The following is a 422-nucleotide window of genomic DNA, read 5'->3' on the forward strand; positions in this document are numbered from 1 at the left end:
TTGAAGAGTTCGAGCGCGCGCTGGAAGCCGGCGAGCCGGTATCGCCAAACCGCGCCCGCAAGTCTTCCGCTGCCGGATTGATCGCTGCGGCGGGCCGGGCCCCCGAGAAATCCAAGGTCACGGCGCGGGCTGCCGACCGAAAAGGCGAGAAACGCGTCAAACGCGGGCGGCTGGAACTTGCCGGAAAGATCGACCTGCACGGCCATACTCAGGCGTCTGCCGAAGCGATGCTGGGAAGTTTCCTGCAGCGCAGCCGGGCCGAGGGCGCACGCTGTGTGTTGGTGATTACAGGTAAAGGGCGCGGGGGCGAGGGGGTTCTGCGTCGGAATTTCCTGGATTGGGTTCAGGGACCGTCGGCCAGTCATCTTGTGTCGGGCTATTCAGAGGCGCATGCGCGTCATGGGGGCTCGGGGGCGTTTTAC

General features: G+C 65.2%; 1 protein-coding gene. It reads left to right on the forward strand.

Annotated features, from left to right (window positions below):
* Nucleotides 1-422: Smr/MutS family protein (locus tag B4F73_RS04355; RefSeq protein WP_290482589.1), on the forward strand; the 422-nt coding region annotated here is incomplete at both ends.

The sequence above is a fragment of the Hyphomonas sp. UBA3601 genome (assembly GCF_002375605.1).
Classification (GTDB): Bacteria; Pseudomonadota; Alphaproteobacteria; order Caulobacterales; family Hyphomonadaceae; genus Hyphomonas.